Annotated in this window: 21 protein-coding genes; 10 read left to right on the top strand and 11 right to left on the bottom strand. The window is 71.2% G+C overall.

Annotated features, from left to right (window positions below):
• Position 1: 1 nt before the first annotated feature.
• Positions 2–1,063, bottom strand: a complete 1,062-nt coding sequence (locus AC5JJ1_RS17015; protein WP_495786291.1) for an ABC transporter ATP-binding protein — start codon at positions 1,061–1,063, stop codon at positions 2–4.
• 80 nt (positions 1,064–1,143) lie between these two features.
• Positions 1,144–2,352 (bottom strand): ABC transporter substrate-binding protein, encoded by a 1,209-nt coding sequence (locus AC5JJ1_RS17010; protein WP_495786290.1) that lies wholly within the window; start codon positions 2,350–2,352, stop codon positions 1,144–1,146.
• Between the two features lie 172 nt (positions 2,353–2,524).
• Between AC5JJ1_RS17010 and AC5JJ1_RS17005 the strand changes: the two genes are divergently transcribed.
• Both AC5JJ1_RS17005 and AC5JJ1_RS17000 read left to right on the top strand, forming a co-directional pair.
• Complete coding sequence (locus AC5JJ1_RS17005) at positions 2,525–3,415, top strand: helix-turn-helix transcriptional regulator (protein ID WP_495786289.1); 891 nt, start codon at positions 2,525–2,527, stop codon at positions 3,413–3,415.
• Positions 3,412–3,903, top strand: coding sequence for a PaaI family thioesterase (locus AC5JJ1_RS17000; RefSeq protein WP_495786288.1), 492 nt, complete (start codon positions 3,412–3,414; stop codon positions 3,901–3,903). The genes AC5JJ1_RS17005 and AC5JJ1_RS17000 overlap by 4 nt, the downstream gene beginning before the upstream one ends.
• Here AC5JJ1_RS17000 and AC5JJ1_RS16995 read toward each other — a convergent pair.
• From AC5JJ1_RS16995 to AC5JJ1_RS16970, 6 genes are all read right to left on the bottom strand, one after another.
• A complete protein-coding gene (locus tag AC5JJ1_RS16995) occupies positions 3,864–4,289 on the bottom strand; it encodes an acyl-CoA thioesterase (RefSeq protein WP_495786287.1) in 426 nt (141 codons plus the stop codon). The genes AC5JJ1_RS17000 and AC5JJ1_RS16995 overlap by 40 nt on opposite strands.
• A complete protein-coding gene (boxA, locus tag AC5JJ1_RS16990) occupies positions 4,276–5,424 on the bottom strand; it encodes a benzoyl-CoA 2,3-epoxidase subunit BoxA (RefSeq protein WP_495786286.1) in 1,149 nt (382 codons plus the stop codon). Before boxA ends, AC5JJ1_RS16995 begins: the two co-directional genes overlap by 14 nt.
• 56 nt (positions 5,425–5,480) lie before the next feature.
• Positions 5,481–6,929, bottom strand: coding sequence for a benzoyl-CoA 2,3-epoxidase subunit BoxB (boxB, locus tag AC5JJ1_RS16985; protein WP_495786285.1), 1,449 nt, complete (start codon positions 6,927–6,929; stop codon positions 5,481–5,483).
• A 17-nt stretch (positions 6,930–6,946) separates the two neighbouring features.
• Complete coding sequence (gene boxC / locus AC5JJ1_RS16980) at positions 6,947–8,560, bottom strand: 2,3-epoxybenzoyl-CoA dihydrolase (protein ID WP_495786284.1); 1,614 nt, start codon at positions 8,558–8,560, stop codon at positions 6,947–6,949.
• A 73-nt stretch (positions 8,561–8,633) separates the two neighbouring features.
• Complete coding sequence (locus AC5JJ1_RS16975; RefSeq protein WP_495786283.1) at positions 8,634–9,419, bottom strand: alpha/beta fold hydrolase; 786 nt, start codon at positions 9,417–9,419, stop codon at positions 8,634–8,636.
• Positions 9,416–10,951: a benzoate-CoA ligase family protein gene (locus AC5JJ1_RS16970; protein ID WP_495786282.1), complete on the bottom strand. Its 1,536-nt coding sequence runs from the start codon at positions 10,949–10,951 to the stop codon at positions 9,416–9,418. The genes AC5JJ1_RS16975 and AC5JJ1_RS16970 overlap by 4 nt, the downstream gene beginning before the upstream one ends.
• A gap of 114 nt (positions 10,952–11,065) precedes the next feature.
• Between AC5JJ1_RS16970 and AC5JJ1_RS16965 the strand changes: the two genes are divergently transcribed.
• From AC5JJ1_RS16965 to AC5JJ1_RS16950, 4 genes are all read left to right on the top strand, one after another.
• Positions 11,066–12,817 carry an AMP-binding protein gene (locus AC5JJ1_RS16965; RefSeq protein WP_495786281.1) on the top strand — a complete coding sequence of 584 codons (1,752 nt, stop codon included), beginning with the start codon at positions 11,066–11,068 and terminating at the stop codon, positions 12,815–12,817.
• Positions 12,814–14,094, top strand: coding sequence for a thiolase family protein (locus AC5JJ1_RS16960; RefSeq protein WP_495786280.1), 1,281 nt, complete (start codon positions 12,814–12,816; stop codon positions 14,092–14,094). The genes AC5JJ1_RS16965 and AC5JJ1_RS16960 overlap by 4 nt, the downstream gene beginning before the upstream one ends.
• The gene (locus AC5JJ1_RS16955; RefSeq protein ID WP_495786279.1) at positions 14,091–14,507 is read left to right on the top strand and encodes an acyl-CoA thioesterase; all 417 of its coding nucleotides are present in this window, start codon (positions 14,091–14,093) and stop codon (positions 14,505–14,507) included. Before AC5JJ1_RS16960 ends, AC5JJ1_RS16955 begins: the two co-directional genes overlap by 4 nt.
• Positions 14,508–14,579: 72 nt before the next feature.
• Complete coding sequence (locus tag AC5JJ1_RS16950) at positions 14,580–15,038, top strand: AAC(3)-I family aminoglycoside N-acetyltransferase (protein WP_495786278.1); 459 nt, start codon at positions 14,580–14,582, stop codon at positions 15,036–15,038.
• Between the two features lie 118 nt (positions 15,039–15,156).
• On the opposite strand, the gene AC5JJ1_RS16945 is transcribed toward AC5JJ1_RS16950, so the two are convergent.
• Positions 15,157–15,936 (bottom strand): TauD/TfdA dioxygenase family protein, encoded by a 780-nt coding sequence (locus AC5JJ1_RS16945; protein ID WP_495786277.1) that lies wholly within the window; start codon positions 15,934–15,936, stop codon positions 15,157–15,159.
• A 252-nt stretch (positions 15,937–16,188) separates the two neighbouring features.
• Here AC5JJ1_RS16945 and AC5JJ1_RS16940 point away from each other — a divergent pair, with 252 nt between their 5' ends.
• The 4 genes from AC5JJ1_RS16940 to AC5JJ1_RS16925 are packed head-to-tail and all read left to right on the top strand — an operon-like array spanning position 16,189 to position 19,857.
• A complete protein-coding gene (locus tag AC5JJ1_RS16940) occupies positions 16,189–17,223 on the top strand; it encodes a sulfate ABC transporter substrate-binding protein (protein ID WP_495786276.1) in 1,035 nt (344 codons plus the stop codon).
• Entirely contained in the window at positions 17,220–18,038 is an 819-nt protein-coding gene (gene cysT / locus AC5JJ1_RS16935; RefSeq protein ID WP_495786275.1) for a sulfate ABC transporter permease subunit CysT, read from the top strand. Before AC5JJ1_RS16940 ends, cysT begins: the two co-directional genes overlap by 4 nt.
• Complete coding sequence (gene cysW / locus AC5JJ1_RS16930; protein ID WP_495786274.1) at positions 18,035–18,844, top strand: sulfate ABC transporter permease subunit CysW; 810 nt, start codon at positions 18,035–18,037, stop codon at positions 18,842–18,844. The genes cysT and cysW overlap by 4 nt, the downstream gene beginning before the upstream one ends.
• Positions 18,841–19,857 carry a sulfate/molybdate ABC transporter ATP-binding protein gene (locus tag AC5JJ1_RS16925; protein WP_495786273.1) on the top strand — a complete coding sequence of 339 codons (1,017 nt, stop codon included), beginning with the start codon at positions 18,841–18,843 and terminating at the stop codon, positions 19,855–19,857. The genes cysW and AC5JJ1_RS16925 overlap by 4 nt, the downstream gene beginning before the upstream one ends.
• Positions 19,858–19,935: 78 nt before the next feature.
• Here the strand turns inward: AC5JJ1_RS16925 and AC5JJ1_RS16920 are convergent, their stop codons facing one another.
• The gene (locus tag AC5JJ1_RS16920) at positions 19,936–20,847 is read right to left on the bottom strand and encodes an ABC transporter permease (protein ID WP_495786272.1); all 912 of its coding nucleotides are present in this window, start codon (positions 20,845–20,847) and stop codon (positions 19,936–19,938) included.
• A 13-nt stretch (positions 20,848–20,860) separates the two neighbouring features.
• Complete coding sequence (locus AC5JJ1_RS16915; RefSeq protein WP_495786271.1) at positions 20,861–21,814, bottom strand: ABC transporter permease; 954 nt, start codon at positions 21,812–21,814, stop codon at positions 20,861–20,863.
• Positions 21,815–21,982: the final 168 nt, after the last annotated feature.

Genomic DNA, 21,982 nt, shown 5'->3' with positions numbered 1-21,982 from the left:
GTCATGTCCGGTCCGCCAGGTGGCGGAGATCCTTCTCGTCCCAGCCGAGGCCGACCGCCTCGCCCGGCTCCAATGGCCGCTCGCGCAGCGTGGCTTCACCGACCAGCGCCTGCCATTCCTCGCCCGCCGGCCCGGCCAGCGTCACGGCGAAGCCGGTGCCGGTGTATTCGACGCCGCGCACCGTCGCCTGCGCCGAGCCCTGCCCTGCAGGGCGCAGCAGCGTGCGGTCCGTCCGCACCGCGACGAGCCCCTGCGGCATCGCCATCACGTTGTGCCCACCCATGAAGCGCGCGGCAAAGGCGGTGCGGGGGGCGTCGAAGACCTCGAAGGGCGTGCCCTGCTGCTCGATCCGCCCGTCCCGCATCAGCACCACCAGGTCGGCGAGCGCGAGCGCCTCGTCCTGGCTGTGCGTCACATGGACGAAGGTGATGCCGAGCTCGCGCTGGAAGCGCTTGAGCTCCGCCCGCACCCGGCCGCGGAGGAAGGGGTCGAGCGCCGAGAGCGGCTCGTCCAGCAGCAGCGCCGCGGGGTTGGTGACCAGCGCGCGGGCCAGCGCGACGCGCTGCTGCTGCCCGCCCGAGAGCTGCGCCGGCAGCCGGTCCGCCAGGGCATCGAGCTCGACCAGGCGCAGCATCCTGTGCGCCTTGGCGTGGCGCTCGGCCTTGGCGACGCCGCGCATGCGGAGCGAGAAGGCGACGTTGTCGAGGCAGGAGAGATGCGGGAAGAGGGCGTAGGATTGGAACATCATCGCCGTGCCGCGGCGGGCCGGCGGCAGCCCGCTGACTTCGTGGTTGTCGAGCAGGATGTCGCCGCTGCTCTGCCGCTCATGCCCGGCGAGCATCCGGAGGCTCGTCGTCTTGCCGCAGCCGGAGGGGCCGAGCAGGCAGCAATAGGTGCCGGGAGCGATCCGAAGGTCGAGCGCATCTACCGCGACCGAGCCGCCGAAGCGCTTGGTCACCTTGATGAACTCGATGGCGCCGCGGCTGGTCTGGCCGGTGCGGTGAAGCGTGGTGTCGGGCAGGCGAAGGTCCCCCTCGCCCCGGAGCCTGCGGCAGAACCCCACCCTGCTTCAAGCATCGGGGTGGGGTAAAGACGCGGTTCCCGGCCCGAAACTGCCCAAGGTGCGGGCAGTCCGCCGCCTTCTCAGGCGCGGACCAGCGAGCAGCCGCCCTGGGCCATCGGGCGGAAGGCCTCATCGGCCTCGGTCGTCGCCGCGACGCGGCAATAGTCCCAAGGTCCCGCCGACTCGCCCGGCGCCTTCACCTGCAGCAGGTAGGCGGGGTGCAGCTTGCGGCCGTCCTCGCGGATGCGCCCCGGTCCGAAGGCGTCGTCGTCGGTCGGCATCGCCTTCATCCTCTCGACGACGGCGCGGCCGGAGGCGCGGGCCGCGGCATCCATGCCCGCCGCCGCCTTCAGCAGGTGCAGCGCGCCGCTGTAGGAGCCGGCCTGCAGCATCGTCATCCGCACGTTGTTCACCTTGGGCGCAAGGCGGCGGGAGAGCGCGCGGGTGCGGTCGTTGAGGTCCCAGTAGAAGGTCTCGGTCATGTAGAGGCCCTGCGTCGCCTGCAGGCCGACCGCATGGACGTCGACGATGGTCATGACCAGTCCGACCAGGCGCATGCGGCGTGTGAGGCCGAATTCCGCCGCCTGCTTGATGGTGTTGACGATGTCGTTGCCGGCATTGGCGATGCCGAGCACCTTGGCGCCCGAGGCCTGCGCCTGCAGCAGGTAGGAGGAGAAGTCGGTCGTACCGGGGAAGGGATGCCGCGCGCTGCCGAGCACCTTGCCGCCGGCGACCTGCACCATGGCGGAGGTGTCGCGCTCCAGCGCATGGCCGAAGGCGTAGTCGGCGGTGATGAAGCACCAGCTGTCGCCGCCCGCGCGCACCATGGCGGTGCCGGTCGACTTCGCCAGCATCCAGGTGTCGTAGGCGACATGCACGGTGTTGGGCGAGCAGGCCGGGCCGGTGAGGTCGGCGGTGCCCGCGCCGGTGACGATACAGACCTTGTCCTTCTCCCGCGCGACGCCCGAGACCGCCAGCGCGGCCGCGGAGCCGACGACGTCCACCACCGCATCCACCCCGTCGCGGTCGAACCATTGCCGGGCGAGGGAGGCGGCGATGTCCGGCTTGTTCTGGTGGTCGCCCTGGATCACCTCGACGCTGAGGCCGGACCCGAAATCCTCCACCGCCTGCCGCACCGCGGCGACCGAGACGCCGCCCGAATAGTCGCGGAAGGGGCCGGACAGGTCGGTCAGCACGCCGATCCTCAGCGGCCGCTGCTGCGCCCGGGCCGGCCAGGCGGCGAGGGCGGTGCCGCCGGCGATCAGGCCGCGGCGGGTGATGGCTGGCATGGATGATCCTCCTGTTCCCGCTTGTCAGCCGCAGGCCCGGGGCCTAATCCGCCCCTACCGCAGCCTCTTCTTGATTCGGCAGGATGGCTTGCCGGGCCTCAGGCTTTGCCCAACCACCTCCCCTGCCGCCCATTGTTATGCAACTGAACAAAGCGATGCAAGCAGTCTCGCCGTGACCACGCCCGATCGCGCCCATGCCGAACCGGAGGACAGCGGCTTCCTCGCCGCGCTCGGCGACCGGCTGCGCCTGCTGCGCGCGCGGCGCGGCGTGACGCGGCGGGACCTCTCGCGCCGTTCCCATGTCTCGGAGCGCTACATCGCGCAGATCGAGGCCGGGCACGGCAACATCTCCATCCTGCTGCTGCGGCGCATCGCCCGGGCGCTCGGCCTTGCGGTGGAGGAGCTGGTGGGGGAGCGGCCGGAGCGCACGGTGGAACGGCTGCTGCTGGAGCAGGTGGTGGCGCAGCTGCCCGAGGCGCGGATGGCGGAGGCGCGCGGCCTGCTGCTGCGCCATCTCGGGCGGCGGGAGGCGGATCGCCGGGCGCAGCGGATCGCCCTCGTCGGGCTGCGCGGCGCCGGCAAGTCGACGCTCGGGCGGATGCTGGCGGCGCGGCTCGGCACCCGCTTCGTCGAGCTGGACCGGGAGGTGGAGCGCGAGGGGCGGATGGACCTCTCGGACATCTTCGCCATCCATGGCCAGGAGGGCTTCCGCCGGCTGGAGCGGGAGGCACTGCAGCGCCTGGTGCAGGATGGCGAGCCGGCGGTGATCGCCACCGGCGGCGGGATCGTCGCCGAGGCGTCGAGCTTCGAATTCCTGCTCGGCACCTGCACCACCGTCTGGCTGCGCGCCTCGCCGGAGGAGCATATGCGCCGCGTCGTCGAGCAGGGCGACACGCGGCCGATGCGCGACAACCGCCGCGCTATGGAGGACCTCCGCGCCATACTGGCGAGCCGCGAGGCGCTCTATGCCAAGGCCGACCTCACGGTCGACACCACCGGCCAGGCGCCGGAGGCGAGCCTCGAGGCGCTGCTCGCCGGGCTGCAGGCGGCCTCTGGCACATGAGCATTGCGCCGCCCGGCTATCTCCGCCTGCCCGAGCATGCGCTGCCGATCTTCAACAGCCTGGTCGGACCTTTCTGGGTGAAGCCGGAGGGCGAGGGCATCCTGCTCGGCTTCCGGGTGGAGCTGAGGCATTGCAACCCGATGGAGCTCTGCCATGGCGGGATGCTGACCGCCTTCGCCGACATCGTGCTGACCGGCGGCTGCAACCATATGGCGCGGCTCAGGAGGTTCCTGGTCACCGTCAGCCTGGCGACCGATTTCATCGGCCCGGCGCGCATCGGCGCCTGGGTGGAGGCGCGGCCGGAGGTGCTGAAGGTGACGCGCGGGATGCTCTTCGGCCAATGCCTGATGACGGCGGATGGCGAACCGGTGCTGCGCGCCAGCGGCACCTTCCGCCACTCCGGGGACCCGGACCCGCGCTTCGACCGCATTGCGCGGCTGCTGGAGGCTCAGGCGAGCGCCGCCTCCGCCTCCAGCGCGGGGCGGTAGCGCTCGGGCGCCGGGATCGGCTTCATCCGCGCGGCATCGACGAAGGCGCAGACCAGCTCCGCCTCGTAGACCAGCCGCTCGCCCACGCGGCCTGTCACGGCGAAGCGGAGGGAGGAGCCGCCGAGGCGGGCAAGCCGGACCGTGCTGGCGAGGGTATCGCGCGGGGTGACGGGGCTGCGGAAATCCATCTGCACATGCACGAAGGGGGTGCCGATGCCCTCGTCGACATTCATCTCGTACCAGCCGGTGCCGAGCCGGTCCTGGAACCAGCGCTCCACCGCCTCCATGGCGAAGTCGAGGAAGCGCGCGGTATAGGCAATGCGCGCCGCATCCGTCTCGCCCCAGGTGATGCGGCGGGTATGGGTGAAGGCCTCAGTAGGTCTCAACGTGGTAGCGTCCCTGCTCCCGCATCTGGCCGCGCAGCCCGGGCCAGTCGATGCCATGCTCGCGCCCGATCGCCTCGAGCGCCTCCTCCACGCCGGCCTCCAGACCGCGCAGCCCGCAGACATAGATATGGGTAGAGGGCTTGCGGAGCAACGCCGCGAGTGCCGGCGCCTCGGTGCGCATGCGGTGCTGGACGTACTCGCGCGGCTTCTCGGGCACGCGGCTGAAGCAGAGATGCTGGTCGAGCAGCGCCGCCGGCACCTTCTGCAGCGGGCCGAAATAGGGCAGTTCCTCCGGCGTGCGGGCGCCGAAGAAGAGGTGCAGCCGCCCCCTGCCCTGTTGCGCCAGGCGGCGCCGCCGCTCGGTAAAGCCACGGAAGGGCGCCGCGCCGGTGCCGGTGCAGATCATGACGAGGTCGGTGTCGCCATCGTCCGGCATCAGGAAGGTGGCGCCGAAGGGCCCGGTCACCGGCACCGTCGCACCGATCGGCAAGTCGCAGAGATAGTTGGAGGCGAGGCCGCCCTCCACCCGCTTGACCGTCAGCGCCAGGTTGTTGGTGTTCGGCCGCTCGCCGTCGCGCGCGCTGCTGATGGAGTAGAGCCGCATCTCTGTGGCACCCGGCGGGGTGATGCCGATGCTTTGGCCCTCCAGCACCGGGAAGGCGGTCGCGCCGAAATCGAGGATGATGTGATGGACGTCGGAACCGGTGCCCGAGCGCGTGACGCGGATATTGCCGACGACCTTCGCCACGGCCGGCACCGCGCGGTTGAAGAGGTTGACGCGCGGCTTGCTGGCCGAGGCCGGGGCGCGCGCCTTGCCGCCGGCGCCGGCATGGGCGGCCGCGATCAGCGCCTCGGCCTGCTCGTCGAGGGCGTCGGGTGCCGCTTCCTCGGCCGGGCGCGGCGGCAGTTCGGACCAGGAGAATTGCTCCCCCAGGCTGAAGGCGGCCGGCACCTGGAACCAGTTGTCGATCGCGCCCGTTGGGCAGGGCGCCACGCAATCCATGCAGGCGTTGCAGATCGACGCGTCCACGACATAGTTGTTCTCGTCATGGGTGATGGCGCCGATCGTGCAGGTCGCCTCGCAGGTGTTGCAGCGGATGCAGATCTCGGGGTCGATGAGGTGCTGCTTCAGCATGCCTGCTTCCTCCGCCACACTCGCCAGGCGCGGGCCGGCCCGCGCCTGGCGGCCGGTCAGTTCCAGATCTTCACATACTCGAAATGGCCCGGCTTGTTGTCGATGCCGACCTTCGGCGGCGCGATCCAGCCGGCATAGGCACCCGCCGCATCGACCGGCTTCATCAGCCCGGTGATGTAGAGGTTGTCGTCCGCATTTGGCAGCCAGCGGTCATGGTTGGCGGCGAAGGTGGCGGCGTCGATCACGCGGCCCTCCGGGTCGGCATGCAGGCGCGAGAACTCGCCGATGCGCCGGTTGAAGGCGACATGCGGCAGGGTCAGGCGGAACTGGATGCCGGCCTTCTCGATCGCCTTGTTCCAGCGGTTCACCCCGCCCTGGCAGTCCTGCACGTAGTCGTCGCGCAGCCGCATGTTGAGCGCTGAGAGCGCCGGCACCGCCTCCTGCGCGATCTGCCCGTCCACGCAGCGCAGCACGGGGTAGGTGGCGTCGAGCAGGCGGTGGTCGTCCTCGATCTTGTCCTCGCGGTAGCGGCCCTTCATCCCGGCATTGTAGGCATTGGCCGCGTTGGTCGAGACCTCGTTGCCGAAGAGGTCGAGGGTCAGCGAGAAATGCAGGTTCATCTTGCGCTGGAGCGTCGGCAGGTCGACCACGCCGAGCGCGCGGATGCGCTCCACATCCGTCGGGTCGCTGATGCCGGCCGCCTTCATCGCCTCGCAGGTGCGCTCGATGATGCGCTGCACGCCGGTCTCGCCGACGAACATGTGGTGCGCCTCTTCGGTCAGCATGAAGCGGCAGGTGCGGCTCAGCGGGTCGAAGCCCGACTGCGCCAGCGCCTCGAGCTGCATCTTGCCGTCGCGGTCGGTGAAGAAGGTGAACATGAAGAAGCTCACCCAGTCCGGCGTCGCCTCGTTGAAAGCGCCGAGCATGCGCGGGCTGTCGGCATTGCCGGAGCGGCGGTTGAGCAGCTCCTCCGCCTCCTCGCGACCGTCCTTGCCGAGGTATTTCTGCAGCAGGTAGACCATGGCCCAGAGATGCCGGCCCTCCTCCACATTGACCTGGAAGAGGTTGCGCAGGTCGTAGAGCGAGGGCGCGGTCTTGCCGAGATGGCGCTGCTGCTCGACCGAGGCGGGCTCGGTGTCGCCCTGGATCACCATCAGCCGGCGCAGCATGCCGCGGTACTCGCCGGGGATCTCCTGCCAGGCGGGCTCGCCCTTGTGCTGGCCGAAGCCGATGAGGCGGCCCTCGACCTTCGGCGCCAGCAGGATGCCCCACTTGTACTCGGGCATCTTGACGTAGTCGAAGCGGGCCCAGCCCTTCGGGTCGACGCTGACGGCGGTGCGGAGATAGACCAGCGCCTCTTGGAAGCCCTCGGGCCCCATGTCCTTCCACCAGTCGATATAGCCGGGGTGCCAGGTCTCCAGCGCCTTCTTCACCCGTGCATCCTCGGCCAAGCCGACATTGTTCGGGATCAGGCCGTCATAGTCGACGTTCATTCCGTCGGGCATGTCTCGTCTCCTCGGATTTACACGCGGTTGCGGTCGAAGCTCGGCTGCACGCCGCTGCCGTAGAGCTTCAGCGCGCCCTGCTCGCCGACCGAGTTGGGGCGCTGGAAGATCCAGTTCTGCCAGGCGGTCAGTCGGCCGAAGATGCGCGTCTCCATCGTCTCCGGCCCGACGAAGCGGAGATTGGCCTCCATCCCGGTCAGCGCATCGGGCGAGAAGCTGGAGCGCTCCTCCAGCATGATGCGGACCTCGTCCTCCCAGTCCACCTCGTCATAGGCGAAGGTGACGAGGCCCATCGCCTCCGCATCCTCCGCCTCAATCGCACCGGTGCGGGCACGGGCGGCGTCGAGGCTGGCGGGCTCGCCGTAGAAACGGGTTTGCAGCCGGGTCATTCCATTCGCCATCGGATAGGCGCCGTGGTTGAGCGGCGAGAGGGCGAGCGCGGCGCCGTGGCGCATCACGCTGCGGTCGGCGGCGAAGGCGAGCTCGGCGAGCGTGCCGGCGAAGCAGCTGCCGGGCTCGATCAGCGCGACGAGGCTGCGCGAGGTCATGTCGAGGCGCTTCAGCACGCGCTTCAGGTTCAGCCGAACCTCGCGGATGAACCAATCGGAGGCGTGGGCATCGAGGCATGCGTCATGCGCCAGGACATGGGATGCATCACCCTCCGTCCGCAGCACCCAGAGGCCGATCTCCGGCTCGTTCAGGCGGAGATGCAGCATGGCGTCGTCCAGCTCGCGCGCCATCTGCAGCGGCCAGAAGGCCGCGGTCTTCGCCGCCTCCAGCGCCTCGGGCGGCGGGCCAGGGGGCGCGGCGACGGTGAGGACGGCCTGGCGCCTCGCCCGGTCGATGGCGACGGAGACGAAGCCGTAGCGCAGCGCATCCGCCTCGATCCGCCGCTCGAGCGGTGTGAGGGCGACGCCGCGCGCCTCCCGCGGCCGGTCGGAGCGCGCGGCGATCTCGGCGGCGCGCTGCATCACCCGGCCCTCCCAGGCGGAGGGCGGCACGACCTCGTCCACCAGCCGCCACTCGACGGCGCGCTTGCCGCGCACCCCCTCCTCGGTGGAGCAGAAGACATCGGCCAGGTCGCGGCGCACCTTGCGCTTGTCCGTCACGCGCGTCAGCCCGCCGGTGCCGGGGAGGACGGCGAGCAGCGGCGTCTCCGGCAGGGAGACGGTGGAGCGGCGGTCGTCGATCAGTAGGATGTGGTCGGTGGCAACCGCCAGCTCATAGCCGCCGCCCGCCGCGGTGCCGTTGATGGCGGCGAGGTAGCGCTGGCCGGAGTTCTCGCTGGCATCCTCGATCGCGCAGCGGGTCTCGTTGGTGAATTTGCAGAAGCCGACCTTGTGACCGTGGCTCGACTTGCCGAGCATGCGGATATTGGCGCCGGCGCAGAAGACGTTCTCCTTGCCAGAGCGGATGACGACGGCGCCCACCTCCGGATGCTCGAAGCGCAGGCGCTGCACGGCGTCCGCCAGCTCGATGTCGACGCCGAGGTCGTAGGAATTGAGCTTCAGCTCATACCCGTCGAAGAGGCCGCCCGCCGGGTCCACATCCATGACGATCTGGGCGATGGGGCCGTCGAATTGCAGCCGCCAATGGCGGTAGCGGCTCGGATCGGTTTGGAAGTCGATCATGGACGCGCCTTTCCCTCGGGGCTTATGACTGCTATATAATGCACATAGAGGACATTAAGCAAGGGCATATGCATTATAATGCCTCGTGCGAACCGAAGAGCCGCGCGGCGAAGTCCTGCACGGCGGCGAGCACCGCCTCCGGCGCCTCCTGATGGGGGGCGTGGCCGATGCCGGGGAGCAGCAGCGCCTCCACCGGGCAATAGGCCTCCCGCTCGATGGCCCGGACCTGCTCCGGCGTGCCGTAGGGGTCCGCCTCGCCCTGGATCACCAGGATGGGCACGCGGATATGGGCGACATCCGGCTGCAGGTCGAAGAGGCGCGGGAAGTCCCGATGCAGCCAAGTGTCGTTCCAGCCGAGGAAGGCCGCCTCCGGGTCGCGGTGGTGACGGGCGAGGCGGGCGCGCAGGTCGCCCTCTTCCCAGCGCCGGCGGGCGGCGCGGATGGCGGGGAGGGCGAAGTCCTCGACGAAGACATGCGGGGCGAGCAGCACGAGGCCCCTCACCCGCTGGTCCTGGTGTGAGCCGGCATGGATGACGGCGATGGAGCCGCCATCGGAATGGCCGAGGAGGATGCAGCGGCGGATGCCGGCGGCGTCCAGCACCCGCGGCAGCACCTCCCGCCCCTCGCGCTGCATGGCATCCAGCGGGCGCGGCAGGGCGATGCCGTCCGACTGGCCATAGCCGAAGCGCGAGAAGGCCATGACGCCGCAGCCGGTCGCTTCCGCCAGCCGCTCCGGGAAGTCGCGCCAGAGGGAGAGGCTGCCGAGCCCCTCATGCAGCAGCAGGATGGTCGGCGCCGCCTCGGGCCCCTTCCCCCACCAGGCGGCTTCCAGCGCGCCCTCGGCGAGCTCGATCCTCATGGCGCGCGCAGCTTGAAGCGCTGGATCTTGCCGGTCGCGGTCTTGGGCAGCTCCTCCAGCACCTCCACCCAGCGCGGATAGGCCCAGGGGCCGGCGCGGGACTTGGCGGTGTCGCGCAGCGCGTCGAACAGGTTGTCCTCGGCGGCGTCCGGCTTCAGCACGACGAAGGCCTTGGGCTTTACCAGGCCATCGGCGTCCTCCTCGCCGATGACGGCGGCCTCCTGCACCGCGGGGTGGGTCATCAGCGCCGCCTCCACGGCGAAGGGGGAGACCCAGATGCCGCTCACCTTGAACATGTCGTCGGCGCGGCCCTGGTAGCGGTAGAAGCCATCCGCCTCACGGACGTACTGGTCGCCGGTGCGGGTCCACTCGCCCTCGAAGGTGCGGCGGGTCTTGGCGCGCTGGTTCCAGTAGCCCTCGGCCGCCGAGGGGCCGCGGACCAGCAGCTCGCCGATCTCGCCATCCGGAACCTCGCGCCCGCCCTCGTCGACGATGCGGAGCTCGTAGCCGGGCACGGCGAGGCCGGTGGTGCCGTAGCGGATCGCCTCCGGCCGGTTGCTGACGAAGATGTGGAGCATCTCGGTCGAGCCGATGCCGTCGAGGATGTCGCAGCCGGTCTGCTCGCGCCAGCGCAGGCCGATCTGCTCCGGCAGCGCCTCGCCGGCCGAGATGCAGCGGCGCAGCCGGTCGGAGCCGGCGCCGTGGCCGAGGCCCTCCTGCGCCAGCAGCGCGGCGTAGAGCGTCGGCACGCCGCAGAAGATGCTCGGCCGGTGGCGGCGGAGGACGTCGAGCACCGCGGCGGGGGTCGGCCGGTCGGGCAGCAGCACGCTGGCGGCGCCGACGGCCATCGGGAAGGTCATCGCATTGCCGAGGCCATAGGCGAAGAAGAGCTTGGCCGCCGAATAGACCAGGTCATCGGCGCGGAGGCCGAGGACCTGGGCGCCATAGGTCTCCGCGGTGGCGCGGAGGCTGGCATGGACATGCTTCACCCCCTTCGGCGCGCCGGTGGAGCCGGAGGAGTAGAGCCAGAAGGCGACCTCGTCCGGGCTGGCCGGCACCGGCCGGTCGAGCGCGGTCCCCTCGGCGAGGAAGCCGGCGAGGCTGCGGGCGCCGGGCGGCAGGCTGCCCTCACCCGCCACCAGCAGCAGGCGGGGCGGCGTGGCGGCCAGCGCCTGGCCGAGGGCGGGCAGCAGCGGGGCGGAGGCGCAGACGGCCGCCGCGCGGCTGTCGGCCAGCATGTAGGCGAGCTGCTCCGGCGGCAGCAGCGTGTTCACCGGCACCGGCACCACGCCGGCGTGCAGCGCGCCCCAGAAGACGATGGGGAAGTCGACCGTGTCGAGCATCACCATCAGCAGCCGGCTCTCGCGGGCGATGCCGGCGGTCTGGAGGCTGCCGGCGAAGCGCGCGCTGGCCTCGGCGAGGGCGGCATAGGTCAGGCTGCGGTCCGGGTCGATGAAGGCGGTGGCGCCGCCGCGCCCCTCCGCCAATTGCCGGTCGAGGAACCAGCTCGCCGCATTGCCGCTTGCGTCCATCTCCGCCCTCCCGGATTGTTATGGACCGAAAGGATATCGCTTCCCCAAGGTCCGTTTCCTGCACTATCCTGCATGCGAGCGCCGCCGCAAGAGCGGAATGCCGGGAGATCGTTCATGACACTCTTCGCCGCACCGAGGATGCTGCGCAGCGCCCTGCCGGGCGGCGGCTGGCTGCTGCGATCGGCCGATCCGCTGGCGCCCTACAGGCCGCGCATCACCGACTGGCTCTGGCACTGGGCGGAGGCGGCACCGGAGCGGGTCTTCCTGCAGGAACGCGGGGCGGACGGGGCCTGGCGGCGCCTCACCTATGCCGAGGCGGCGGAGCAGGCGCGGCGCATCAGCGGCGCGCTGCTGCGGCGGGGGCTCGGCCAGGACCGGCCGGTGGTGGTGCTCTCGGGCAACTCGATCCGCCTTGCGCTGCTCGGGCTCGCGGCCCAGGCGGTGGGCGTGCCCTACACCGCCGTCTCGACGCCCTACAGCCTGCAGAGCGGCGATCTCGGCAAGCTGCGGCACATCCTGCGGAAGCTTCGGCCCGGCCTCATCATGGCGGAGGACGCCGCGGCCTTCGCCCGGGCGCTGGGATGCGAGGAGGCGCAGGGCATCGAAGTGGTGGGCGACGGGGCGACGCCCTTCGAGAGTTTGGTCGCCGAGACGTGCGACGGGCGCGTCGAGGACGCGATCGCCTCGCTCGATCCCGACCAACCCGTAAAAATCCTCTTCACCTCCGGCTCGACCGGCGTGCCGAAGGGCGTGCCGGCGACGCAGCGGATGATGGCCGTCAACCAGCAGCAGATGCTGCAGGTCTGGCCCTTCCTCGCCGAGGATCCGCCGCTGCTGCTCGACTGGCTGCCCTGGAGCCATGTCTTCGGCTCCAGTCACAACCTCAACATGGTGCTGCGCTTTGGCGGGACGCTGGCGATCGACGAGGGGCGGCCGATGCCGGGGCTGTTCGAGCGGACCATCGCCAACCTGCGCGACGTGTCGCCGACGCTCCGCTTCGACGTGCCGCGCGGCTATGCGCTGCTGCTGCCGGCGCTGGAGGTGGACGAGGCGCTGGCGAAGAGCTTCTTCGCCCGGCTGCGGCTCGTCTTCAGCGCGGCGGCGGCGCTGCCGGAGGGGCAGTTCCGCCGCCTGCAGGCGCTGGCCGCGCGGTTCGCGCCGCGGCCGGTGCCGGTCGTCTCCTCCTGGGGGCTGACGGAGACGGCGCCGGCAGCGACCACGACGCATACCGAGGCCGCGCCGCCGGGCGGCATCGGCACGCCGCTGCCGGGCGTCGAGCTCAAGCTGGTGCCCGCCGAGGGCAAGATCGAGATCCGGCTGCGCGGGCCGAATGTCTTCCGCGGCTACCTCGACGAGCCGGCGGCGGATGCGGCCGCCTTCGACGAGGAGGGCTATTTCCGCACCGGCGATGCCGTCACCTGGGTGGACGAAGCGCGGCCGGAGATGGGGCTGCGCTTCGACGGGCGGATCGTCGAGGACTTCAAGCTCTCCTCCGGCACGCGCATCAATGCGCAGGAATTGCGCGGGCGGGTGCTCTCGGCGCTGGGCGGGATGCTGCGCGACGCGGTCGTCGTCGGCTCCGACCGGGAGGATGTGGGGCTGCTCGTCTTCCCGGCCGATCCGGCAGCGGCCGATGCCGCGTGGCGGGAACGGCTGCGGGCGGACCTCGCGGCAATCAATGCGGCGGCGGGGGGTGGCTCCTCGCGCCGGGTCGCCCGTGCGATGGTGCTGCTCGAGCCGCCCTCCCTCGATGCGGGGGAGGTGACGGACAAAGGCTCGCTCAATGGCCGGGCCATCCAGGCGCGGCGGGCCGCCGATCTCGAGCGGCTCTACGACGACAACGATCCGGAGGTGCTGACGCCATGAATGCTCCCGTTTCCACGACCGAAGCTCCGGACTGGAGCCGCTACGCAGCCGGCGCCATGGTCGAGGTCTTCCAGGATGCCGTGCTCGCCGGCGGGGCGCGGACGCCCTTCGTCGACCTGAACGGGGCACTGGCCCTCGTCTCGCCGACGGATCTCGGCATCCATGCGGCGCGGGCGGCGGTGGCGCGGGCCGGGATCGATCCGAGGCGCATCGGCACCACCGTCGCCGGCAACTGCACCCAGGCGAGCTTCGATGCGCTCTTCTTCGCGCGCCATGTCGGCCTCTATGCCGGCATGCCGGACGACCGGCCGGCGCATGGCGTGCAGCGGCTCTGCACCACGGGCTTCGAGGCCATCGCCCAGGCGGCGCGGGCGACCAGCATGGGCCAGGTCGATGTCGCCCTCGCCGTCGGCACCGAGAGCATGAGCCGGGCGCCGGTCGCCAGCTACACCTCGCGCGGCGGCTTCGCGCTCGGGGGGGTGGAGTTCAAGGACTTCCTGTGGGAGGCGCTCTACGACACGGGCTGCGCCACGGCGATGGGCGGGACGGCGGAGAACCTCGCCCGCCTGCACGGCATCAGCCGCGCGGAGACGGATGCCTATGCGGCGGCGAGCTTCGCCCGGGCGCTCGAGGCCCAGGCGGTGGGGCGGCTCGGCGAAGAGATCGCGCCCGTCACGGAGGCCGCCTTCGAGGGGCCGGGGCTGAAGCCGCGGCGGCTGAAGCTGCCGCGCAAGGTCGATGCCGTCTCGGCCGACACCCACATCCGGCCGACGCCCATCGAGGTGCTGGCGAAGCTCCAGCCCGTCTTCGGCGGAGTGCAGACGGGGGGCAACAGCAGCGCCATCGTCGATGGGGCGGCGGCGGTCCTCGTGACCACGAACAAGGTCGCGGCCGAGGGCAGGGCGGTGCCGCTCGGGCGGGTGGTCGCCGCCGCGGCGGCGGGCGTGCCGGCGGAGGTGATGGGCATTGGCCCGGTGCCGGCGGCCATCGCGCTCACGCGGAAGCTTGGGCTCGCCGTCGAGGACATCGACCTGTTCGAGATCAACGAGGCCTTTGGCGCCCAGGCGGAGGCCGTCAGGCGCGCGCTCGGCGTGCCGCACGACCGGTTCAACGTGAATGGCGGGGCGATCGCCTTCGGCCATCCGCTGGCGGCAACCGGCGTGCGCTGCGTGCTCTCCGTGGCGATGGAGTTGAAGCGGCGCGGGCTGAAGCGGGGCATCGCCGGCGCCTGCGCGGGTGGCGGGCAAGGCATGGCGGTGCTGGTCGAAGTCGGGTGAGCGAGTTCGTCAGGCGCTTCCTCGTCCATTGGAATGATTGCGATCCGGCGAGGATCGTCTTCCATGCCAATTTCATCCGCTGGATGGATGAGGGCTTTACCGACATGACCCGGGCGCGCGGCGTGGATTTCCGCGCAATGGCCGAGGCGGACCCGCATTTCCGCGGCGCGCCACTGGTCGACCTGCGCTGCGGCTTCCGCGCGCCGGCGCGCTTCGGCGACATGCTGGAGCACAGGATCGCGCCGCCGGCCTTCTCCGGCGGGCGGTCCTTCAGGCTGGCGCATCGCTTCCTGCTGGAGGATGGGACGCTGGTCGCCGAGGGCGAGCAGACGCGCATCTGGGGGCGGGACGAGGGCCAGGGGCTTAGGGCGGTGCCGATGCCGGAGGCGATCCAGCGACAGCTCGAGGGCTGACCCCGGGTGCGCGACAGGATATGGGGCTCCCGCCCCGGCCCGCGTTATTCTCTGCGGATGACGCCTCCCTCCATGTCCATCCGCCGCCTCGGCCCCCGCGACGTCCCTCGGCTCCGGGCGCTGAACGATATGTTCGCCGAGGCCTTCGGCGATGACGCGACCTACCGGGGGGCGCCGCCGACCGGCGCCTATCTCCAAGGCCTCCTGGCGAAGGACCATGTCATCGTCCTTGCGGCCATCGCCGGAACGGCGGTTCTGGGTGGCCTCGTTGCCTACGAGCTCGAGAAGTTCGAGAGGATGCGGAGCGAGGTCTACATCTACGACCTCGCCGTCGCCGCGCCGCACCGGCGGCAAGGCGTGGCAACGGCCCTGATCGACCGGCTGCGCGGGATCGCGGCGGAGCGCGGCGCCTGGGTGATCTTCGTCCAGGCGGACCATGGGGACGATCCGGCCATTGCGCTCTACGAGAAGCTCGGGATCCGGGAAGACGTCCTCCACTTCGACATGCAAGTCGAACCGGACGGCCGCTAGAGCAGACTCCGATCGGGTGGAATCACCGGTCGGAGGTATTTGCTCGATCAAACGACAAGCTGGAGCGGGTTCCGTGAGCCTATGCGAACGGAACCCGCTCTAGCTCTGCGCTCCGGCGCTACCCGGCCACGACCCAGGGCATCTCCAGCGCGCCGAGGCCGAGCGGCCGGTCCCCCTCGATCCGCACCCGCTGCAACGCGGCGGCCGGGGCGCCGGTATGGAGCACCGCGCGGTTATCCCAGAGGATCAGGTCGCCCGGCTGCCAGGCATGGCGCCAGGCGACGGAGGGCGCGGTCGCGGCGGCGAAGAGCGCGGCGAGCAGCCGGTCGCTCTCGCCCGCGGGCAGGTTCAGGATGCGCCGGGTGAAGGCGGGGTTGACGAAGAGCGCCCCTTCCCCCGTCACCGGATGGCTGCGGATGACGGGGTGCTCCGCCAGGCGCCCCTGATGGGCGTGCTCGGCGCGGAGCTCCTCGGCGCGGCGGCGGAGGGCGGGCGGCAGCAGCGCAAGCGCCGCGCGTTGGTCGGCGAAGGCGATCTCCGTCGCCTCCGCGGCCGGCGCGTGGGCGAGGCAGGCGAGGCTCGGCTCCGCCTCATGGGTGTGGTCGGCATGCCAGGCAGCGCCGGGAGGGGCCTCGCCCTCCGGTATGCCGGCGACGACGCGAAGCGCGGGCGGCAGCAGCATGCTGCGGTGGTCGAGCAGCGGCGCCTCCACCGCGGCGAGGCCGGCGGCGAAGCTGGATTGCGCCGCAGGACTGAGGCGCTGGCCGCGGAACAGCAGCACGGCATGTTCGAGGAAGGCGTCGTGAACGACCTCGAGGGTCGGCCCGTCGAGCGGGGAAGCGAGGTCGAGGCCGGTCACCTCGGCAGCGAAGGCCGGGTGGAGGGGATGGATCTGCATGAGGAGGTGGTTCCGCGGAGAGGGTGAGGAGAGGGCAGCGCGTCAGCGTCGACAGCGCATTCGCTCGTTCCCCGGCCCTCGGCTTCGCCCTATTCCACACATCTTCCTGTTGGTCATGGCGCTTATCCACGATCCGAGATGAACATAATGGACATTGCACGACGGGACGCAAGGATGATTCCGTCACGATGCAGCGTTCAACTCGGCGGAAGTTGGTTGAATTTACCGATCAAGGATTGTTAATCATTGGCCATGAGCCGAGAGGAGCCGGAGGCCGCCATGTCCCACCCCCTCGCCCGCCGCGTGCTGCCTGGCCTTGCCCTGGGATTGGCCGCGCCCGCCCGGGCCCAGGGCGCGGGCCCGCTGCTGAATGTCAGCTACGACCCGACGCGGGAATTCTACCGGGCCTACAACGCCGCCTTCGTCGAGCACTGGAAGGCGAAGTCGGGCCAGGCGGTGCGGGTGAACACCTCGCATGGCGGCTCGGGGCGCCAGGCGCGGGCGGTGATCGACGGGCTGGCGGCGGATGTCGTCACCCTCGCCCTCGCCTATGACATCGACGAGATCGCCGAGCGCGGCCTGATCGCGCGCGACTGGCAGCGGCGCCTGCCGGAGAACAGCGCGCCCTATACCAGCACCATCCTCTTCCTCGTCCGGAAGGGGAATCCGAAGGCGATCCGCGACTGGGGCGACCTGGTGAAGCCGGGCGTCGGGGTGATCACCCCCAATCCGAAGACCTCAGGCGGGGCGCGGTGGAACTACCTCGCCGCCTGGGCCTGGGCGCGGCGGAATGCCGGGGGCGATGCTGGCGCGGCGGAGTATCTCGGGCGGCTGCTGCGCAACGTGCCGGTGCTCGACACCGGGGCACGCGGCTCGACGACCAGCTTCGTGCAGCGGGCGCAGGGCGACGTGCTGCTCGCCTGGGAGAACGAGGCGCATCTCGCCTTCGCCGAGTTCGGCGAGGGAGGGTTCGAGATCGTGGTGCCGAGCCTCTCGATCCTCGCCGAGCCGCCGGTCGCCCTGGTCGACCGCAATGTGGAGCGGCGGGGGACGCGGGCGGTGGCCGAGGCCTATCTCGGGCATCTCTACTCCGCCGAGGCGCAGGCGCTGGCGGCGCGGCACTACTACCGGCCGCGCGACAAGGCGGCGCTGGCGGCGGCGCGGGCCAGCTTCCCCGACCTGCCGCTGGTGACGGTGGATGCGGAGTTCGGCGGCTGGGCGGAGGCGCAGCGGACGCATTTCGCCGATGGGGGCAGCTTCGACCGGCTGTACCAGCCGGGACGATGAGGCGGCGGGCGGCGCTGCCGGGCTTCGGCCTCGCCCTCGGGGTGGCTCTGCTGTGGCTGGGGCTGATCGTGCTGGTGCCGCTCTCGGCGCTGGTGCTGCGGCCCTGGGAGCTGGGGCCCGCGGGCGTCTGGGCGAGCGTCACCGAGCCGAGGGTGCTGGCGGCGCTGCGGCTCTCCTTCGGCGCGGCGCTGCTGGCGGCGCTGGTCGACCTGCCGCTCGGGCTGCTCGTCGCCTGGGTGGTGGTGCGGTACCGCTTCCCGGGGCGGCGGGTGCTGGATGCGGCGATCGACCTGCCCTTCGCCTTGCCGACCGCCGTCGCGGGGCTGGCGCTCACCGCGCTCTATGCGCCGAATGGCTGGCTCGGGGCGCCGCTGGCGGCGATGGGGGTGAAGGTGGCCTTCACCCCGCTCGGCGTCGCGGTGGCGCTCGCTTTCGTCGGGCTGCCCTTCGTCGTGCGGATGGTGGAGCCGGTGCTGCGCGACTTGGGGCCGGAGGCGGAGGAAGCGGCGGCGGTGCTGGGCGCGACCCGCTGGCAGGCCTGGCGGCGCGTGGTGCTGCCGGCGCTCGGGTCGGCGCTGGTCTCGGGCGTGGCGCTCGCCTTCGCGCGTGCCGTCGGCGAGTATGGCAGCGTGATCTTCATCGCCGGCAACCGGCCGATGGAGAGCGAGATCGCGCCGCTGCTGATCGTCGCCCGGCTCGAGCAATACGACTATGCGGGGGCGGCGGCGCTGGGCCTCGCCATGCTGCTGCTCTCCTTCCTCTGCCTGCTGGTCTTCGGCGCGATGCAGCGGCGGCTGCGGCGGGGGATGGTGTGAGGCGACCGACCGAGGAACCGGCCTGGCTGCGCTGGGCGCTGTGCCTGCTGGCGGTGCTGCTGCTCGGCGCCTTCCTGCTGCTGCCGCTGGTCGCCGTCTTTGCCGAGGCGCTGCGGCGGGGGGTGGGGCCGGCGCTCGCGGCGCTCGGCGATCCGGATGCGCTGGCGGCGGTGCGGCTCACCCTGCTGGTCGCGGCGATCGCGGTGCCGGTCAACCTGGTGGGCGGCGTGGCGGCGGCCTGGGCGATCGCCAAATTCGACTTCCCCGGCAAGCGTCTGCTGACGGTGCTGATCGAGCTGCCCTTCTCGGTCTCGCCGGTGATCTCGGGGCTCGTCTACGTGCTGGTCTTCGGGGCGCAGGGCTGGCTCGGGCCCTGGCTCGAGGCGCGGGGCGTGCAGGTGGTCTTCGCCCTGCCGGGGCTGGTGCTGGCGACGATCTTCGTCACCTTCCCCTTCGTGGCGCGGACGCTGATCCCGCTGATGCAGGACCAGGGGCGGACGGAGGAGGAAGCGGCGGCGACGCTCGGCGCGGATGGGTGGCAGATGTTCCGGCACGTGACGCTGCCGAACATCCGCTGGGCGCTGCTCTCGGGCGTGCTGCTCTGCAATGCGCGGGCGATGGGAGAATTCGGGGCGGTGTCGGTTGTCTCCGGCCATGTGAGGGGGGAGACCAACACCATGCCGCTCCATGTCGAGATCCTCTACAACGAGTACCAGTTCGTCGCGGCCTTCGCGGTGGCGGGCTTGCTCGCGCTGCTGGCGCTGGTGACGCTCGCCGCCAAGGCGGTGCTGGAGCGGGCGGGGTGATCGAGGTCAGGGGCTTGCATCTCCGCTATGGCGGGGTGGCGGCGCTGGATGGGGTGGAACTCGCCCTCCGGACGGGGGAGTTCGTGGCGCTGCTCGGCGCCTCGGGAAGCGGGAAGACGACGCTGCTGCGGAGCCTGGCGGGGCTCGAATTCCCCCATGCGGGGCAGGTGCTGATCGGCGGGCGGGACATGGCGCAGGTCCCGGCGCGGGAGCGCGGGATCGGCTTCGTCTTCCAGAACTACGCGCTGTTCCGGCACATGACGGTGTTCGAGAACATCGCCTTCGGGCTGCGCATCAAGCCGCGGCGGCTGCGGCCGGGGCGCGCCGAGATCGCGCGGCGGGTGGAGGAGCTGCTGGCGCTGGTGCGGCTGCCGGAGATGGGCGGGCGCCATCCGGACCAGCTTTCGGGCGGGCAGCGGCAGCGCGTGGCCCTCGCCCGCGCGCTGGCCATCGAGCCGCGGGTGTTGCTGCTCGACGAGCCCTTCGGCGCGCTGGACGCCAAGGTGCGGAAGGAGCTGCGGCACTGGCTGCGCGGGCTGCATGACCGGCTGGGGCTGACGAGCCTCTTCGTCACCCATGACCAGGACGAGGCGCTGGAGCTCGCCGACCGCGTGGCGGTGATGCGCGACGGGCGCGTCGTGCAATTCGACACGCCGGAGGCGCTGCTGGCGGCGCCGGCGGATTCCGGCGTGGCGGGCTTCCTCGGCGATGCGGTGCCGGTGGAGTGCGAGGTACGCGGTGGGCAGGCGATGATCGCCGGCCTGGGCTCGGTCGCCGCCAAGGGGGTGACGGAGGGCAAGGCGATCGCCTTCCTGCGCCCGGTTGATGTCGCGGCGGAGCCCGGGGATGGCCCGGCGCGGGTCGTGACGGCGCGGCCGGACGGGCGGGGCGTGCGGCTGACGGTGGAAGTGGCAGGCCTGCTGCTGGAGGCGGTACCCGCCCCAGGCTGGATGCCGCGGCGCGGGCAGGCATGCCGGATCAGGCTGGTCGCGGCGCGGGTGTTCCCGGCCTGAGCAGCCGTCCGGCCTGGCTTACCGAACGCGCTCTGGCTTGTCGCTCGGCCGGGCGAATGGCCCCGACCTGCGTCTGCCCTAGCCCTTCACGTCCATCGCCTGGCGCAGCCCGTCGCTCAGCAGGTTGAAGCAGATCGAGGTGACGAAGATGCAGGCGCCGGGCAGCACCGCGACCCAGGGCTGGACGTAAATGGCGGTGCGCAGCGTGTTCAGCATCAGCCCCCATTCCGGCTCCGGCGGCTTGGTGCCGAGGCCGAGGAAGCTGAGGCCGGAGGAGAGGATCATGCAGACGCTGATCAGCCCCGTCGCATAGACGAAGATGGGGCCGAGCACGTTGCCCAGCACATGCACGCGGACGATGGTGAAGCCCGAGGCGCCGGAGGCCCGCGCCGCATCGACGAAGTCGAGGCTGCGCACGCCCTGGGTCACGCTCTCCGCCACGCGGATGATTTGGGGAACGAAGACGAGGGTGAGGGAGAGGATGGCGTTGAAGATTCCCGCGCCGAGCGCGCCCGAGATGGCGACGGCCAGCAACACCGAGGGGAAGGCGTAGAACACGTCGGTGACGCGCATGATCGCCATGTTCACGCGGCCGCCGACATAGCCCGCCGTCACGCCGAGGGTGGTGCCGATGACGAAGGCGAAGGCGACGGGAAGGATGCCCATGAACCAGGACAGGCGGCCGCCGTAGAGCAGTCGCGTCAGGATGTCGCGGCCGAGCTCGTCCGTGCCGAGCGGGTAGTTCGGCGTGCCGATCGCCCGCAGCCGGCGGATCATGCTGCCCTGGTAGGGGTCGTGCGGGGCGATCAGGGGCGCGAAGACGATCGCCAGCAGCATCAGCAGCAGGATGGCGGCGCAGGCGATCGTCACCGGGTCGCGCCGCACCCGCCTGAACACGCCGGCCCAGTAGCCCTGCGAGCGGACGGGCGCCTGGCGGGACTGGACGGCAAGCTCGGCCTCGGCGGCACTGGGCGTGGTTGCGGTGCTCATCGTCATGCCCTCCTCAGGCGCGCTTGATGCGGGGGTCGAGGGCGGTCTGGACCAGGTCGACGAGCAGGTTGAGGGCGACGAAGAACATCGCCAGCACCAGGATCGTGCCCTGCAGCACCGGCAGGTCGCGCTGGAAGATGGCGCTGTTCAGCAGCAGGCCCGTCCCCGGCCAGGAGAAGACGGTCTCGACCAGGATCGAGCCGCCCATCAGGTAGCCGAGCTGCAGGCCCATCACCGCCAGCGCATTGGGCGCGGCGTTCTTGACGACATGGCGGAAGATGCCCGCGCGCGTCAGCCCCTTGCCGCGCAGGGCGGTGATGAATTCCTGGTTCATGATCTCGGCGACGATGCCGCGCACGGTGCGCGTGACGATGCCCATCGGGATGACCGAGAGGGTGATCGTCGGCAGGACGAGGTGCCGGGCATGCTCCCAGTCCCAGCCCCAGTCGGCGGAGCCACCGGGGCCGGCGCCCATCGCCGGCAGCCAGTTGAGCTGCACGGAGAAGATGACGACCATCACCATCCCGAGCCAGTAATGCGGCACGGAGACGCCGGCGACGGCGAGGCCGGTCGCGCCGCGGTCGATCGCCGAGCCGCGGAAGGTGCCGGCGAGCCCGCCCAGGATGCAGCCGAGGACGAAGCCGAGGCCGGAGGCGGCGAAGGCGAGCATCAGCGTGTTGCCGATCGCCGAGCGGAGGTCGGCCCAGACCGGGCGGCCCGTCGCCAGGGAGCGGCCGAGATCGCCGACCACGACCTTCGACAGCCAGAGGCCGAATTGCACCGGCAGAGGCTTGTCGAGACCATAGTCGCGGCGGACCTGCTCCACCACATCGGCTGGGGCGTCGGGCGGGACGATGGCGTTGATCGGGTCGCCCGGGGCGATCTGCACCAGCATGAAGCAGACGAAGCCCACCGCGAGGGCGATGGGCACGGCATAGAGCATGCGCCGCAGCAAATAGAGGATCATGCCGTGGTTCCCCGGTCTGGCGGCCAGAGGGACAGCAAGCTGCGTGCCAGCCCCGGTTAGGCGGAAATTAAGGAGGATGGCGGCAGGGTGGCGCGACCGGAGCGGCAGGCATGGCAGGCAAGGGCAAGAAGGACGGCGTCACCATCGTCATCCGCAAGGAGGAGGCGG

The sequence above is a fragment of the Belnapia sp. genome, from assembly GCF_059504005.1.
The sequence above is the reverse complement of the archived record's forward strand: the minus strand, read 5'-3'. Positions and strand labels throughout refer to the sequence as shown.